Source organism: Halopiger aswanensis (assembly GCF_003610195.1).
Classification (GTDB): Archaea; Halobacteriota; Halobacteria; order Halobacteriales; family Natrialbaceae; genus Halopiger; species Halopiger aswanensis.
The window spans coordinates 82,615-98,055 of record NZ_RAPO01000001.1; the positions used below are offsets into that span (position 1 = coordinate 82,615).

General features: G+C 68.3%; 15 protein-coding genes. 5 read left to right on the top strand and 10 right to left on the bottom strand.

Features of this window, described 5'->3' with window-relative positions; translation table 11 throughout:
- Nucleotide 1: 1 nt before the first annotated feature.
- The 4 genes from ATJ93_RS00395 to ATJ93_RS00410 form a co-directional block, all read right to left on the bottom strand.
- Nucleotides 2–1,240, bottom strand: coding sequence for an ABC transporter permease (locus ATJ93_RS00395; protein ID WP_120242677.1), 1,239 nt, complete (start codon nucleotides 1,238–1,240; stop codon nucleotides 2–4).
- A complete protein-coding gene (locus ATJ93_RS00400; RefSeq protein WP_211334006.1) occupies nucleotides 1,237–2,610 on the bottom strand; it encodes an ABC transporter permease in 1,374 nt (457 codons plus the stop codon). Before ATJ93_RS00400 ends, ATJ93_RS00395 begins: the two co-directional genes overlap by 4 nt.
- Nucleotides 2,600–3,412 carry an ABC transporter ATP-binding protein gene (locus ATJ93_RS00405; protein ID WP_120242678.1) on the bottom strand — a complete coding sequence of 271 codons (813 nt, stop codon included), beginning with the start codon at nucleotides 3,410–3,412 and terminating at the stop codon, nucleotides 2,600–2,602. Before ATJ93_RS00405 ends, ATJ93_RS00400 begins: the two co-directional genes overlap by 11 nt.
- A 349-nt stretch (nucleotides 3,413–3,761) precedes the next feature.
- Nucleotides 3,762–5,627 carry a rhomboid family intramembrane serine protease gene (locus ATJ93_RS00410; protein ID WP_120242679.1) on the bottom strand — a complete coding sequence of 622 codons (1,866 nt, stop codon included), beginning with the start codon at nucleotides 5,625–5,627 and terminating at the stop codon, nucleotides 3,762–3,764.
- A 160-nt stretch (nucleotides 5,628–5,787) separates the two neighbouring features.
- Between ATJ93_RS00410 and ATJ93_RS00415 the strand changes: the two genes are divergently transcribed.
- Nucleotides 5,788–6,081 (top strand): DNA-directed RNA polymerase subunit L, encoded by a 294-nt coding sequence (locus tag ATJ93_RS00415; RefSeq protein ID WP_120242680.1) that lies wholly within the window; start codon nucleotides 5,788–5,790, stop codon nucleotides 6,079–6,081.
- A gap of 63 nt (nucleotides 6,082–6,144) precedes the next feature.
- On the opposite strand, the gene ATJ93_RS00420 is transcribed toward ATJ93_RS00415, so the two are convergent.
- The 4 genes from ATJ93_RS00420 to ATJ93_RS00435 all read right to left on the bottom strand — a co-directional run bounded on the left by ATJ93_RS00420 (nucleotide 6,145) and on the right by ATJ93_RS00435 (nucleotide 10,170).
- Entirely contained in the window at nucleotides 6,145–7,032 is an 888-nt protein-coding gene (locus tag ATJ93_RS00420; RefSeq protein WP_120242681.1) for a hypothetical protein, read from the bottom strand.
- Between the two features lie 107 nt (nucleotides 7,033–7,139).
- Nucleotides 7,140–7,955 (bottom strand): imidazole glycerol phosphate synthase subunit HisF, encoded by an 816-nt coding sequence (hisF, locus tag ATJ93_RS00425; RefSeq protein ID WP_120242682.1) that lies wholly within the window; start codon nucleotides 7,953–7,955, stop codon nucleotides 7,140–7,142.
- A gap of 86 nt (nucleotides 7,956–8,041) precedes the next feature.
- A complete protein-coding gene (locus ATJ93_RS00430) occupies nucleotides 8,042–9,442 on the bottom strand; it encodes a hypothetical protein (protein WP_120242683.1) in 1,401 nt (466 codons plus the stop codon).
- Nucleotides 9,439–10,170, bottom strand: coding sequence for a hypothetical protein (locus ATJ93_RS00435; RefSeq protein ID WP_211334007.1), 732 nt, complete (start codon nucleotides 10,168–10,170; stop codon nucleotides 9,439–9,441). Before ATJ93_RS00435 ends, ATJ93_RS00430 begins: the two co-directional genes overlap by 4 nt.
- Before the next feature lie 102 nt (nucleotides 10,171–10,272).
- Between ATJ93_RS00435 and ATJ93_RS00440 the strand changes: the two genes are divergently transcribed.
- The gene (locus ATJ93_RS00440; protein WP_120242684.1) at nucleotides 10,273–10,476 is read left to right on the top strand and encodes a DUF7550 family protein; all 204 of its coding nucleotides are present in this window, start codon (nucleotides 10,273–10,275) and stop codon (nucleotides 10,474–10,476) included.
- Nucleotides 10,477–10,483: 7 nt separating this feature from the next.
- Here the strand turns inward: ATJ93_RS00440 and ATJ93_RS00445 are convergent, their stop codons facing one another.
- A complete protein-coding gene (locus tag ATJ93_RS00445; RefSeq protein ID WP_013880805.1) occupies nucleotides 10,484–10,717 on the bottom strand; it encodes a ribbon-helix-helix domain-containing protein in 234 nt (77 codons plus the stop codon).
- A gap of 226 nt (nucleotides 10,718–10,943) precedes the next feature.
- Nucleotides 10,944–11,243, bottom strand: a complete 300-nt coding sequence (locus ATJ93_RS00450) for a hypothetical protein (protein WP_120242685.1) — start codon at nucleotides 11,241–11,243, stop codon at nucleotides 10,944–10,946.
- 251 nt (nucleotides 11,244–11,494) lie between these two features.
- On the opposite strand from ATJ93_RS00450, the gene ATJ93_RS00455 reads away from it, so the two are divergent.
- The 3 genes from ATJ93_RS00455 to menD are packed head-to-tail and all read left to right on the top strand — an operon-like array spanning nucleotide 11,495 to nucleotide 15,433.
- Entirely contained in the window at nucleotides 11,495–12,088 is a 594-nt protein-coding gene (locus ATJ93_RS00455) for a sulfite oxidase-like oxidoreductase (RefSeq protein WP_120243871.1), read from the top strand.
- A gap of 32 nt (nucleotides 12,089–12,120) precedes the next feature.
- Nucleotides 12,121–13,584: an isochorismate synthase gene (locus tag ATJ93_RS00460; protein WP_120242686.1), complete on the top strand. Its 1,464-nt coding sequence runs from the start codon at nucleotides 12,121–12,123 to the stop codon at nucleotides 13,582–13,584.
- A gap of 34 nt (nucleotides 13,585–13,618) precedes the next feature.
- Nucleotides 13,619–15,433 (top strand): 2-succinyl-5-enolpyruvyl-6-hydroxy-3-cyclohexene-1-carboxylic-acid synthase, encoded by a 1,815-nt coding sequence (gene menD / locus ATJ93_RS00465; protein ID WP_120242687.1) that lies wholly within the window; start codon nucleotides 13,619–13,621, stop codon nucleotides 15,431–15,433.
- Nucleotides 15,434–15,441: the final 8 nt, after the last annotated feature.

Consider the following 15,441-nt stretch of genomic DNA (forward strand, 5'->3'; position numbering starts at 1 on the left):
CTCAGATCTCGAGGTGTTCGATACTGGCGTACTTTCCGGCGCGCCAACCGGCGACGAGCGCGACGACGGTCCCGACGACGATGGCCACCGCGAGGCCGACGGCGTAGACCTTCGGCGGCGTTTGCAGCAGGTTCTCGAAGCCGGCGATCGACGCCGCGACGCGGTTGAATCCCCTCGTGAGCAACGGCGTCGCGACGAGGCCGACTACGCCCCCGACGATACCGGTGATGAGCCCCTGAACGGCGATCGTCCCCGCGAGGACACGTCGAGAGAGGCCGACGGCTCGCAGTGCGGCGAGTTCGTCGCGCTGCTGGGCGGCCACGAGCACGAACAGGTTGACCGTGAGGACGACGCCGCCGACGATCGCCAGTCCGACCAGCGTCGCGCCGCTGGCGAGCACGAGCGGCCGCTCCGCGAACATCGCCTCGATCTGCTCGTCGCTCGTGCGGACGTCGTAGCCCGGATACTCCTCGTCGAGGTCGTTCGCAACGGCTTCCCGGTCGGCGCCGTCGGCCACGTCGGCCGTGATGAACGTCGCCCGATCGGTCCCCGTCGTCCCGGCGACGGCCTGTAGATCCACGAGCGGCATCGTCACCGTCTCGGAGCCGAGGTACTGCGAGTAGTAGCTCGAGGTGCCGACGACGGTGAACTCGTACTCGGGGGCCGTCTGGCGGCTGGTGCCGACGTAGATCGTGTCGCCGACCTCGGCGCCGATCTCGTCGGCAACCCGCGGATCGAGCACGATCTCTTCGGTCATCGGCTCCTCGGTGCGGCCGCCCTCGTAGGCCTCCGGCGGCGTTTCGAATCCGCCGCCGGACTGGAAGTCGAACCCCTCGTGGGTTTCCCGGACGCCCACGGCGGGGTGGCGTTCGAGATCGTTCGGGTCCGTCCCGACGTAGACGTCGTACATCCCGATCGGCGCGGCGTAGCTGACGTCGTCGCGTTGCATGAGCTGGCCCGCGATCCCGTGGGACCCGACGATGGGGTTCTCGGTGCCGCTGGCGGCGGGATCGACGGGATCGCTCGAGATCCAGATGTCCTGATCGGCGTTGTCCAGCCCTCGTTCACCGGTCTCGACGACGCCGACGCCGAGGCTCGCGAGCAGGGTGACTGCGAGCACGGCGACCGCTACCGCCAGTACCGTCAGCGCAGTGCGGCCGGGTGAGCGCCGCAGTTGGGCGAGCGCGAGGCCGACGACCGCTTTTCCGCGGACGATGGCGGCGCTGACGCTCGCGCTCATCGTCCCACCTCCGCGAGGACGGACGTGCGCGAGGCGACCGCGAGCGGATAGGGAACCGCGAGCAGCCCCGAAAGCAGGGCGACGCCGACGGCGTAGGGAACGAACAGCGGGTGGACGGTCGCGACCGCGCCCGGCGCCACCGTCGCCGATGCAATGGCGTTGACGGCGTGAACGCCGCCGATTCCGATCGCGGCGCCCAGCACCGCGCCGGCGACCGTCGTGACGAGCGTCGACAGCGCGACGACCAGCAGCCGGCTCGAGGCCGGGAAGCCGACCGCCTCGAGGACGGCCAGCGTCCGCCGGTCCTGGTCGACGGTCATCCCCATCGTCGTCGCGACGAACGACGCACAGATCACGACGCTGGCCAGCAGCGCCAGCAGGCTCGTCGCCAGCGCCAGTCCGTCGTCGAACAGCGACTCGAGGTCGAGTTCGGCGGCCGATTCGACGGCCGCGTCGGGGTAGGCGTCGGTAGCCGCCGCTTCGGCCGCGTCGGACTCGCCCCAGACGAGGACGCGGTTCGCGAGTTCGCCGTCGTCCGCTCCGGAGGCGGTCTGAAGTTCGCTCAGGTGGACGAGCGCGACGGGCGCCGCCTTCTCCGCGTCCTGCCCGTCCGAGCCGCCGTCGCCGGCCGGTTCGACGGCGGTTACCGTGACCGACGGCGTCGTTTCGCCGCCCGCGACACTCATACCGTCCCCGCTCCCGGCACCGGAACCGGGGCCTGCAAGCTCGAGTTCGTCGCCGGCTTCGGCGCCGAGTCTGCTCGCCGCGGCCTCCGAGAGGACGATCTCCTGGCGCGGCACGCCGTCGTAGGAGCCGTCGGCGTAGTGGGGATCGCCCGGCTCGAGCGCGTCCGTCGGGAGGCCGGCGACGGTCCGGGTCTCGTCGTCGGGAACGACGCCGACGAGGAGCACGTGCTTCGATTCGGACGCACCGTCGGCTTCGCCGGCCGGCTGGAGCCGAGCGGTCTCGGTGAGCACCGGCGAGGCGTGGTCGACCCCGTCTCGCTCGCGGATGGTCGCCGCGCGCGAGTTCGTCTCACCGAGCCGAGGTCGTTCGACGCCGTCGACGGCCGAGAGCGCGCCGCTTTCTTCCGGTGCGATCCAGACATCAGCATCGTCGTCGCTGACGACGCCCCCATCCGCGAGCCCCATCGCGACGCCGGTCACGACGACCAACAGGGCGATCGTCAACGCGACCGCGCTGATCGTCGCCGCGATGCGGCCCGATCGCGTCCGCGTCGCGCGGTTCCACAGCCGCGTAACCGAAAACCCGACGAGGTCGCTCCAGCGCCGGCGGCGCGTGCCGTCGATCGCTGTACTCGTGTCGCCCGATTCTCCGGTCGTCCCGTCGTCGCCGCGCTTATCCGCCATCCGTCACCACCCGCCCGTCCCGGAGCGAAATCACTCGATCGGCGACCGCCAGCGTGTCGTCGTCGTGGGACGCGACCAGCACCGCTCGGTCGCGCTCGCGGCCGACGTCGGTCAACAGCTCGAGCACGTTCTGGCCGGTCGCCGTATCGAGTTCGCCGGTCGGTTCGTCCGCGACGATGACGTCGGGGTCGGTCGCCAGCGCCCTGGCGATCGCGACCCGCTGGCGTTCACCGCCGCTGAGTTCGCCGGGCAGGTGGCCCGCACGATCGTCGAGCCCGACGCCCTCGAGCAGTTCCGCGGCGCGCTCGCGGCGGGTGGCTTTGGGGACGCCCACCTGCACCAGCGGCAGGGCGACGTTCGCGCGGGCCGACAGCGACGGCAGGAGGTGGAACCGCTGGAAGACGATCCCGACGTGGCGCCGGCGCATCCGCGTTCGCTCCCGCTCCGAGAGGGCGGTGAGGTCCGTCTCCATCACCTCGACGGTTCCGTCGGTCGGCACTAACAGCCCCGTGACGGCGTGGAGTATCGTCGACTTGCCGCTGCCGCTCGGGCCCTCGAGGCCGACGATCTCGCCCGGGCGGATCGACAGCGAGACGTCGCGGAGCGCGGTCACCGACCGGCCCCCGCTCGATCGGAAGCCGCCGTCGGCGCCGTACTCGTGAGTGACGTTCTCGAGACGGACGGCGGCCGGCGACCGGGGATCGGCGCGGCCGTCGTCTCGGGTGGACGTGGCATCGACGTCGGCGTCGGCATCGGCGTCAGTCGTCTCCGACGCCGATTTCGGGAGTGAACGGTGGCTCATCTCTCCGGATTCAACTCACCCGATCGAACGCCCCGTCGAGTCATTGTTTCACGCCGACTTCCCGCTGCCACGTGGCGGTTAATCGATTGCCGCCGCGGCAACCGATCGCGAGCGTTCGCCGGGCCAATCGCTCGAGGCGCGCTCGAGGCCTGAAATATCCACGTACAGTCGACTGTTCGCCGTCCGTGACATATTCGACGAGGAAAACGAGCCGGACCCAGGAATCGGCTGCTCGCGGAGGGTATCGGACGATATCGTCAAATCGCTGTTCGAGTATCGGTTCCGGTCTCGAGAAATCACCGCAAACACGTTCCAGAGTTGGCAGGAAACCGGCCCGTACGAGTCGGCGTTAGTCGTACGTCTCTTTACTCGCGACGGCGACCGCCGTTCCATCGGAGGCGGCGTAGAGCGTGCCGTCCTTGCGTTCGAAGGTGAGTCCGCCGGCCCGAGTCGTGTCGCCCTCCTCGGGGAGCGGCGTCGTCGCGATCAGGCCGGTTTCGTTCGAGGCGACCTCGATGACGAACGCGCCGTCCTGCGAGGTGATCGTCACCAGCCGATTCTCGATCAGGACGTCGGCCATCGACCCCGCCGATTCGTGGACGACCGCGGACTCCTCGCCCGCCTCCCACATCCGGATCTGGTACACCGGTTCGTTGCCGACCGGCTCCCAGCCGACGCGTTCGACGTGGACCGTCTCGCGCCAGCCGGGGCCGCCGACCGCGATGGTCTCCTCGCCGGTGAACGAGAGCCGCTGACTCGTGACCGCCTCCATCCAGATGTTCCGTCGCTCGCTCGAGACGATGACGCCGCTGGCCTCGAGCCCGCTGTCGTCGACCACCGCGTCGATGCCGATGCCGGAGACGAGTTCGTTCTCGACCTCCTCGCCGTACTCGATCGTGTAGTCCTGAATGCGGATCGCGTCGCTCGAGGCCTCGGTCGACTCGTAGACGGCGAGGTTGACCGGGATCGCCGTCCCGGCCAGCACCGCGAGCACGAGGAGAACGACCAGAAACGCCGAACTGCGCCGCGTCGCGTCCGCCAACGGCGACCGGTCCGAGTCGTGCGTTCGTCCGCCGCCGGCGAGTTCGCGGATCCGCTCGAGTCGCCTCGGGCCGCGGTCAGTGCCTCCGCCGTCCGCACTGTGGGGCCACGCGCCGGCGGCGATCTCGAGCGGTCGATCGACGAGCGACTTCGAGCGACGGTCGTCTTGACCCCGCAAGCGTGCGACGAACCGACCGACGCGCCGTGGGACGACCGGCTTATCGGATCCTGCTAGCGCGACCGTGATCACCAGCGCGAGGACGGTGACGATGACGACGCCGGGACCCCGAAAGAGGATAAAGGAGTTCCCCTCGCCGTACCAGTAGATCTGCCACAGCCCCCGCGAGAACGCGAAGACCAGGATCGCGATCCAGACGTGGAGTGCGTTCGGCCGGCGGTCGCGGCGCTCGAGGACCACCGCGCCGAGGACGAGTCCGATGAAAAAGCCGAGCGCGTGCCCCTGGATCGCGATGCCGGCCCACCCTGGTGCGGTCGGCGGACTCTGTTCGACGACGTGGACGTACACCGGGTTTCGGATCGCGCGGTAGATCGTCAGCAGGACGCTCTGTAGCCCGATCGCCGCGATGAGCGTCGCGATCGGGTAGTGGACGATCGCGAAGGCGATGATCGCGAAGACGACCCCGGAAAAGCCGATGATCGGGCCGAGCGCGAACACGCTCGTGAGCAGCCCGACGCCGATGACCGCGAGCGGAAAGAGCACGAGGGCCCGGATCCACGGGTTCGTTCGCCACCGCTCGAGGAAGCGGCGGCCGTCAGCCGTCGGGTCGACGTCTCGATCGGGTGTGTAGTGACCCCAGGCGTACTCGGCGATCGGCGCGGCGACGACGGTCCCCGCCATGTTGCCGACGAGATGGCCCAGGTCGGCGTGGGAGAACGCGGCCGTCGCCAGCCCGAACGGATAGAAGAACGACCACGCCCGGTACGGAATCGTCACCGGATCGCTGACGTCGGTGACACCGTCCTGGACGAACAGGTAGACGCAGACGACGAACGCGACGACGACCAGCGTTCCCCACGGCACCCCCATGACGAGCCGCTCGCCGGCTACGTCGCGCCAGCGGCGGGCCGGACGGTCGAGCCGACTGACGGTAGCGAGCGAGAGGGCGACCGTCGCCGCGAGGGCAGTTGCGAGCGCGACCGCGGTCCAGCGCATATCCCTGTGGTGCGACCGCACGCCCATATACCGTTCGCTGTCCGCCGTTCGTCCGTAGACCCCGCCGCCGGTACCCGTCTCACTTCGAGCGACCGGTACCCGCGATCGAGGGCTGCCCGCCTTCGAAAGGTACAAGCGGCCGACGGCCGGATACAGGGGTATGGAACTGCGGGTCACCGAGAGCACCGAGGACGAACTCTCGATCGAAATCGCGGGCGAGGATCACACGTTCATGAACGTCCTCAAGGGCGCACTGCTCGAGCACGAGGACGTCAGCGCAGCGACCTACGACGTGAACCCCGAACAGTCGGGCGGTCAGACGGAGCCGATCCTGACGATCAAGACCGAGAGCGGCGTCGATCCGCTCGAGGCCCTCGAGGAAGCTGCTGTCGACGTCCGCGAGAAGGCGATGTCGTTCCGCGAGACGTTCGAAGACGCTGCGCAGGCGGCGTAATCGGCTCCGGTTTTCGTTCGGATTTCTCCTCTCTATCGCGTCGCAACAGTCGGCGGAGACGCCTCAGCACGTCGCGTAGAACCCGTGAATTTCTCCGTCGTCCGTGACGTGCAGATCGAGTCCTTCTGCGGAGAGGTCGCCGCTCGAGCCGCTGTCGGCCGTCGGTCGGAGGGCATCGGCGATCTCGGCTGCGAGGTCCGATTCGTCGTCGTAGCCGTCGATATCCTCCTCGAGTTGCGGTAACTGCACGGCGACTACGTCCTCGGCCGCACAGTCGACGCCGAACGCGTCGGGATCGGCCGGCTCGGGGTTCGCGTCGCCGTAGTCGCTCGCGATGAGGGCTCGATTCCAGTACTCGGCGAACGCCGCGAGGTCGGCGTCGTAGGTTCGCGAATCGGCCGCACCGCGATCGGTCTCGAGTTCCTCGTGGACCAGTTCCGCCGTCCGATCGAGGTCGATCCCGCCGGCCTGACTCCCGTTTCCGGGTGCGTCCGGCGGCGACGGCGGCCCGATTCCCGGCAGCACCGACGGCGGCACGATGCCGGTCGCGAACAGCGCGACGACGAGCCCGATGACGACCAGAATCGGCGCGTACGGCTTCGCCAACTCGAGCCAGCTCGGCGTTTCGAGCTCCCGATCGATCTCGTCGTAGGTCTGTTCGGTTTGCTCGAGGTCGGGATTGCCGCAGCGAGAACAGGGCGGATTGTTCCTGACGTGATCCCGCCCGCAGTTCGGGCATCGCCAGACGTACTGGGTGCCGGTGTCGACGGTTCCCGGTGTGGCGCCGTCGAGTTCGTCGGGCGCACCGCTCGTGCCCGCACCGCCGTTCGCGTTGCTCGAGTCCTCGTCCGCGCGGACGACGGCCTTCTCGAAGACGTTGTGCCCGCATTCGTCGCAGGGTGGGTCGTTCTCCGCGTGAGGCTTCCCACACCAGGTGCACCGCCACTTCACTGCTTCTAGCGGTTGACTGCGAGAGAATAAGCGTGTCGGGTCGATGGCACGACGGCACGACGGCACGGCCACGACGGCGTAGCCGTCACGACCCGTCGAACGCGACTTCAGAGCCGGACCGGCACGCCGCGTTCGTCCAGATACTCCTTGGTCTCCTCGATCGAGTAGTCGCCGAAGTGGAAGATCGACGCCGCCAGCCCGGCGTCCGCGTCGGCCTCGGTGAACACGTCGTACATGTCCTCCGGACCGCCACAGCCCGAGGAGGCGATGACCGGCGTGTCGACGGTCTCCGAGACCGCCGTCGTCAGCGGGAGGTCGTAGCCGTCCTTGGTGCCGTCCTTGTCGATCGAGTTGACGAAGAGTTCGCCCGCGCCGCGGGATTCGGCTTCGGCGGCCCACTCCATGACGTCGATGCCGGTCCCCTCGCGGCCGCCCTTCTTGGTGCACTCGAACCAGCAGGACTCGCCGTCGACCTCGACGTAGTGTTCGCCTCGCTCGTCGTACCGGCGCTTGGCGTCGACGCTGATGACGATACACTGGCTGCCGAAGGCCTTCGCACCCTCGTTGACGAGTTCGGGGCGCTCTAAGGCGCCGGTGGTAATCGAGACCTTGTCCGCGCCGGCGCGGAGGGTTTCCTTGATGTCCTCGGTGGTGCGGATGCCGCCGCCGACGGTCAGCGGAATGAAGACCTCGTCGGCGACGTCGCGGACGACGTCCAGCATGGTCTCGCGGCCCTCCGCGGAGGCGGTGATATCGAGGAAGACGAACTCGTCGGCCCCGGACTCGTTGTACGCCTTGGCCATCTCGACGGGGTCGCCGGTGTACTCGAGGTCCTCGAAGTGGACGCCGGTGTAGACCGCCGGATCCCCGTCTTCGTCCAGGTCGACGTCGATACACGGGATGATTCGCTTTGTCAGTGCCATGAACGGTGGTTCTTATCGGGTGTTGGCACCCGGGGTAGTAAAGGCGTCTGGATCGGACAATTCGCGCCGTCAGTTGCTGGACGGGATCACGCGGCGAACAACCGCTCTCGGAGCGCCGTCACGGCCGCCGGCAGGGCCTCGAGTTGGGCCCGGACGCGGGCGTAGTTACCGACCTCCTCGCCGAGCGAGACGACCACGTCGGGATCGTTGTCGGCGGCCCGCCGAACGTTGTCGTCGACCCAACTGAGCGACCGCAGGGTCTCGGCGAGGCGAAACGCGCCCGGTGATGGCACATCCGGTGGAAACTCCTCGCGCGCCGCAGTCGCCGCCTCGAGCGCGGCCGTTCGCTCGGTCCGAATCTCGTCGATCGTTTCCGGCGTCGCGATCGCCCCGTCCTGCAACCGGTCGCGGACGGTCTCGAACGCCCGGTATGTCTGCTCGAACTCGAGCGCGCGTGCGAGTCCCGTCGCGAGGTCACCGTCATCGCGGGCGTCCGTCATCCCCTCGCGGGCGTCCTCGACGCGCCGACCGATGTCCCAGGCGAACAGTCGACGACGCTGGTCCTCGAGGTCGTCCAGCCCGACCGCCTCGTACCACTCCTCACCGTCTTGGCTCGGAAACCCGGTTTCGTCGGCGCGATCGATCGAGCGTTCGAGCGCAGTGTCGAACGCCGACTCGAGGTCGATCGGCCCTGTCGCGGCGTCGTCGATGTCGGCTGCGTACCGGCCGTCGAAGTGGTCCCAGACGCGTGCCGTCGCGGTCGCGAACTCGAGCTCACCCGCGGCGTCCCCGATGTCGACGACGCTCGCGGCCGGATCGACGGTCCACTGCTCGAGCACGTGCTCGGCCCACCCGAGGTCGTCCTCCCGTCGGTGCCAGTACAGCGCCGCTCGAAGCCGTCCGCTATCGGTATCGACTCCCCGATAGTCGGTCGCCGCCCGCCGGTCTCGGATCGTCGGGCGAACGGCTTCGTGTTCATCCTCGAGTTCGCCGACGAGTTGCGCCCGATCGGCGTCGATTGCGGTCAGCGCCGTCGCCGCCGCTCGAGCCGCGTCCCGCGCGCCCCTCGTTTCGCGGAGTCGGCGGTACCGGTTCGCGGCCGGGTCCGAATCGTCGCTCTCGGCACTGACGCGGTCCCGAATTTCGCGGGCTTCGTCCCGATCGTCGGCGATCTCCTCGCGAACGACGCCGTTCGGAACGTCGTCGGCGGTGAGCGACGACGGGACCGACTCGAGGAGCGAGTCGATCCGCTCGAGTTCGTCCTCGAGCGCGCCTCGAGTCGGCTGGACCGGCGCCGGCCACTCGATCGTCGGTCCCGTCAGGTCCGCCAACAGGGTTTCGGCGTCCGCTGCGGTAAACGACGGCGCGGCGTCGTCTTCCCAGGGGAGGTCGGTGCTGCCACAGCCGGCGATGGCGACGCTGCCGCCGGCCGCGAGGGCGGCGAGGAATCCGCGGCGTCGGAGACGCGGTTGACGGTCAGCAGTCATTCGTCCCCGCCCTCCGTTCCCCCAGAGACTGCCGTCGAATTCGATTCGCCGGCCGTCGCGTTCGACTCGGTCGACTCGTTCCCCTCGCCTGCCGACTCACCACCGTAGCGAGCTGCCCGCTCTGAATCCCGACACCTGTGGCTCTCGGAACTCGAGAAACTCGAGGGCGCCTCGTCGTAAGGCCGCTGCACGCGGATAACGATCGCTTCGACGAGTTCTTTGTCGGCCTCGCAGGGCGTCGTGGCGTCTTTTAGCGTCTGGCAGTACTCCGTTCGAAACTCGTCGTCGCCGGCCCGAACCGCGACGAGGCGCCGCCGGTAGCAGTCCTCGATCGACCGCTGTTCGACGACGACCGATTCGTTCTCGAAGTCGGTCGCCTCGACGAACTCGCGGATTCGGCTCGCGTCGGGCTCGCTCGTCTCGATTCGCAGGGCCGTCGCAGCCTCGTCGTCGACGACGAATACTCGCTCCCGTCTGCTCCTGTAGCCGTCGCGGTCGGCGGCCGCCTCGGCCGCTTCCTCGTCCTGATGGACGAAAATCTCGTTTTCGGCCGACCGGACCGCGATCGATTCGTACTCGTGGCTCGACTCGAGCGTCGTCCCTTCGCTCGCGCTGTGTTCGACGGTGGTACCGCTGCCGTCGCTGCCGGCACACCCTGCGACGGCGAGTGCAAGCGTACTGCCCGCAGTAGCGAGTAGTCGTCTGCGAGAAACCGTTGTGGAGGGCATTGCCGCCGCTTCTCCCGCCGTTAGTAAATACTTTGATATGATCCGACGGCTGCTCTCTCCCGTGTAGGTGTTTTTAAGACCGCGAGGGGTCAACACGCGAGTATGGCAGACACGGACGATACGCACGACAGTCCAGCGGAGCACGGGAGCGACACGGGCGCCGACGTCGGCCACGATCTCGAGGCCGAGCGGACGACGGCACCGATGAGTGACTACTCCTCGCGAGCCGTCGGCGTCGGCGCGTTCGTGCTCGTGGTCGGGGCGGCGATTGCCTTCGGCATCCCCCTCCTCACGATCGCGCTGTAGGCCGGAGTTAGAAGACGTATTCGTCGTCGTGGCCCATCATTCCGTCGTCTTCGAGACCGGTGCCGCCACCGGTGCCTGTACCTTCCTCTTCGTCCATCGGCCCGCTGGTCTTGTAGGCCTTAATGCCCGTCGAGAGGAGGTCCTCGATCGCCTCCTCGCGATTGACGAACTCGCCGCGCTCGACCATCTGGGCGATCTGCATCTCGAGGTGTTCCGGGATGGTGATCTCTACTTTCGGCATCTGATTCGGCTTTCGGTGAGGGGGTATTTAGGTTTGACGGGGATTCTGCACGCGCAGAAAAGCCTTGCGTCGGCGTTCGAATCGGCGGTTTGTGCCACATTCCGATCCGCTCGCGGAGCCACCAGCGGCTCACGAGGTTCGGTCTGGGACGCAGAAACGGAATCCGCAACGGAGGGCGCGACTCGAATGTCGCGGTCGTCAGCGGTTAGCGGTTCCCTGAAACCGATTACCGGTTGCCCATCATCGAGTCGAACGCGTTCTTGAGCGTCGTCCCGGGCTGGGTGATCGAATCGAGTTGCTGGCGTATCTTGCGCTGGTTGAAGTAACTCGCGAACGCGAGGATTGTCGGCGGCCAGAGGCCGACGAACAGTCCGCGTTCGGTCTCTCCGCGCAGGAAGAAGTAGTACCACGAGAGGGCGACTGATGCCGCGGACGCGAGGAACGCGGGCCCCATCGCTTGTTCGCCGACTTCCTCGGCTGCCTCTCCGGACATTTCCTGTTCCGTCATCTGTTGTCTACTCGCCATGCATTGCGTTGGTGGGCGAGTTGCTACTAAGGGATGACGAGGGTTTCAGCCCGTATGCTGGTATTATAACGGACGCAGGACCGTTTCACACCGTTTCGAGCCCCCGTTACAGTGGGTAACAGAGTCTTTCTCCGGCCGTTCCTCTCATTTGCGACCGGATTAGTTCGGTAACGGCTGATGGCGTCCGCCGCGCTGCTCGAGCCAGCAGGGCAGAGCGTCACACCTACGGCTATCCGGACGAAGTGATGGACATGACGAAGGACGTTACGGACCTCTACCAGGAGTTCGGCGACGATCGGCTCCCGTCGGGACAACGCGAAACCTCGGCGTTTCCCGTCCTCTCGAAGAGCGGAACCCCTGACTGGGACCCCGAGACGTGGGAGTTCACCGTCACCGGCGCGGTCGACGAGGAACTGTCGTTCTCGTGGGACGAGTTCCGCGACCTGCCCAGCGAGACCCAGCGACAGGACTTCCACTGCGTGACCGGCTGGAGCAAGTTCGACTGTGAATTCACCGGCGTTCCCTTCACCGAGATCGCCGATCGTGCCGGCGTCCACGACGACGCCGTTCACGTCATGTTCTCCGCACTGGACGGCTACACGACCGACCTCTCGCTCGAGGACTGCATGCGCGAGGAGGTCCTGTTCACCTGGGCGTTCAACGGCGAGGAACTCCCCGAAGACCACGGCGGCCCGCTCCGAGTCGTCACGCCGCACAAGTACGCCTACAAGGGCGCGAAGTGGGTCGACGGCGTCGAGTTCCTCACGGAGCCCGAGCGCGGCTACTGGGAGAAGCGCGGCTACTCCCAGACGGCGAACCCGTGGCGAGAGGAGCGATATAGTTAGGCTGAAGGCGCGGCGGTCCTGACCATCGTGCGATGGACCGGACGTCGGGCGAGCGGGAGGTCGAAGGCCGGCTGGTAGGCGACGCTGCCACCCGGAGTGTGGCGGCCGACGGCGAGTTGGTGAGCCGCAGCCGTGAACTCGAGGACGTCTCATTCGGCGCAATTGCGGCCGCCGACGTCGACGAGCTCGATGCTGACACCGCCACAGCGGCCGACCGAACCGACCGCGCACGCATCCAGTGGGCGGCACCCGACGGCCTCGAGCTCGTCGGTCGCGGCGTAGCCGCGCGATTCGTCGCAACCGGGCCCGAGCGGTTCGCCGAGGTCCGACGACAGGCGAGCCGCGCGTTCGACGGCCTCGAGCACGACGGCCCGGACGTCGCTCGCCCGCGGGCCGTCGGCGGCTTCGCATTCCACGATTATCACGCCGCCGACCGCACGGATTCCGATGCTACTGCGGGTTCGACGCCGAACCCGCATCCGAACTGGGACGAGTTCGACGCCGCTTCCTTCGTGATCCCCCGCGTGTTCGTCGTCCGAAGCGCCGACGGCGAGGACGAGGGCACGTGGCTCACGGCCGTCGGCGCCGACGCTGACGAGGCGACGACACGACTCGAGCGCTGGCACGATCACGTTGCGGAGCTCCCGGCGATGCAGCCAAGCGGCGCGGGTCCCGGCGTCGCCGCGACCCACCGAACCACCGCACCCGACGAGTGGCGAGCCGGGATCGAAACCGCCCTCGAGCGAATCGCCGACGGCCGCCTCACGAAGGTCGTTCTCGCGCAGGCGCTGTCGGTCGACCTCGAGGGCCCGATCGACGTCGGCGCGACGCTCGAACGGCTCCGCCGGGAGTATCCGAACTGCTACCGGTTCCGGATCGGTCGCGAGGGCGGGGTCACCTTCTTCGGCGCGCCGCCCGAGCGGCTGGTCGCGAAACGCGGCCCTCGAGTGGCGACCGAGGCGCTCGCGGGCTCCGCGCCACGGGGTGAGACCCCCGAGGAGGACGATGGACACGCCGATCGGCTGCTCGAGAGCGACAAACTCCGACGCGAGCACGAACTGGTCGTCGACGCGATCCGCGACCAGCTCGCGCCGCTCGCGCGGGATCTCGAGATCGACGAGCGGACGATCCGAAAGCTGGCGACGATCCAGCACCTCCGGACGCCGATCGAGGCGACGCTGAACGGTGATCGCCACGTCCTCGAGATCGTCGAAGCGCTGCACCCGACGCCCGCCGTCGGCGGGATGCCGCCCGACGCGGCCTGGGAAACGATCCGCGAGACGGAACCGTTCGATCGCGGCTGGTACGCCGCGCCGGTCGGCTGGTTCGACGCCGACGGGGACGGCGAGTTTGCGGTCGGCCTCCGTTCCGGAATCGCGACCGACGAGGCGGTCACGCTGTTCGCGGGCAGCGGCATCGTCGCCGACAGCGACCCCGACGAGGAGTGGGAGGAAGTGCAGTTGAAGTTCCGGCCGATTCTCGACGAGTTACGATAACGATTCCATTGCCGTTTGCAACTCCACAACACGCATGAGCGCACCGAACCGCGCGACCCTCTGGGGTCGCGTCCTCGCCGACGAACTCGCCGCCGGCGGCCTCGAGGCCGCCTGTATCGCCCCGGGGAGCCGCTCGACGCCGCTGACGGTTGCCTTCGCCGAACACCCAGAGATCGACGTCTACTCGCACTTAGACGAGCGCTCGGCGGCCTACTTCGCGCTCGGCCGGGCGCGTCGCACCGGCGAGCCGACGGCCCTGATCTGCACGTCGGGCACTGCGGCGGCGAACTTCCACCCCGCCGTCATCGAGGCGAGCCAGGCCCGCGTGCCGCTGCTCGTACTCACCGCCGATCGGCCGCCCGAACTCCGCGATAGCGGCGCGAACCAGACGATCGACCAGGTCAAGCTCTACGGCGACGCCGTCCGGTGGTACGCCGAGCTTCCCGAACCCGAGGCCGACGAGCGGAAGGTCCGCAGCCTCCGAACGACCGCCGCGCGGGCGCTCTCGGAGACCGTCGGCGTCGAACCCGGCCCCGTCCACCTCAACTGCCCGTTCAAGAAACCCCTCGAGCCGCTCGAGGTTCCCGACGCCGTCCCCGAGTCCTTCGGTGAGACGCTCGCCGGACGCGGGCGGGACGGTCCGTTCGTCGAAACGGATCGCGGGCGGCGGACGCTCGAGGCGGACGCCGACGGATTGCGGTCGCTTACCGAGGCGCTTCAGACCGCCGAGCGGCCGCTGATCGTCGCCGGGCCCGCGGATCCGCGGGACCTGCAGGAACTCGAGCCCGACGCGGTCGTCGACCTCGCCGAACGCGTCGGCGCGCCGATCCTCGCCGATCCCCTGTCGGGGCTGCGGTTCGGTTCGCACGTTCGTGCGCGCGAGGATCCTCTGATCTACGGCGGCTACGACACCTACGTCGACGCGCTCGAGGATCCGGACGTCGTCCTCCGGTTCGGCGCGTCGCCGACGTCGAAACCGCTGCGCCACGCGCTGCGCGACGCCGACGCCCGCCAGTTCGTGGTCGACCCCGCGGGGGCGTGGCGCGAGGCGACCTTTACCGCGACCGATCTGCTCGCGGCGACGTCCGCGTCGGTCGTGGAGGGTCTACTCGAGGTGCTCGACTCTGGATCTACTGCCGAGACGGACACGGACGACGCATGGCTCGAGCAGTTCGCCGCCGCCGAGCGGAACCACTGGGCGGTCCACGACGAGGCGCGAACCGACGACGCGCTCGAGTCCGAGCCGCTCGAGGGCGCCGTCCTCGCGTCGGTCTTCGAAACGGCGCCCGATCCGGCGACGGTGTTCGTCTCGAACAGCATGCCGATCCGAGATGCGGAACGGTTCGGCCGGCCTCGAGCCGCCGACCTGACGGTCCTCGCGAATCGCGGCGCCAGCGGTATCGACGGCATCGAGAGCACGGCGCTGGGGGCCGGCAGCGCGACCGACCAGGACGAACCGCTCGTGCTCGTCACCGGCGATCTGGCCTTCTACCACGACGCGAACGGGTTGCTCGCCGTCGACCGATGCGACGTCGACGCCACGATCGTCCTGCTGGACAACGACGGCGGCGGCATCTTCCACAAACTCCCCATCGAGGCGTTCGACCCGCCGTTTACCGACCAGTTCAAGACGCCCCACGGGATCGAGTTCGAATCGCTCGGGGAGGCGTACGGCCTCGAGTTCGAGCGGGTCGAACCCCACGAGTTCGACGACGCGTATTGCGAGTCGCTCGAGCGCGAGGGAACGCAGGTGCTGTCCGTCGGGTTCGACGCCGAGCGGAGTCATCGGCGGCGAGAGGAACTCGCAGAGCGTGTGGCCGACAGCGTTGACGAGACGCGACGCGACTGAGTGTTGAT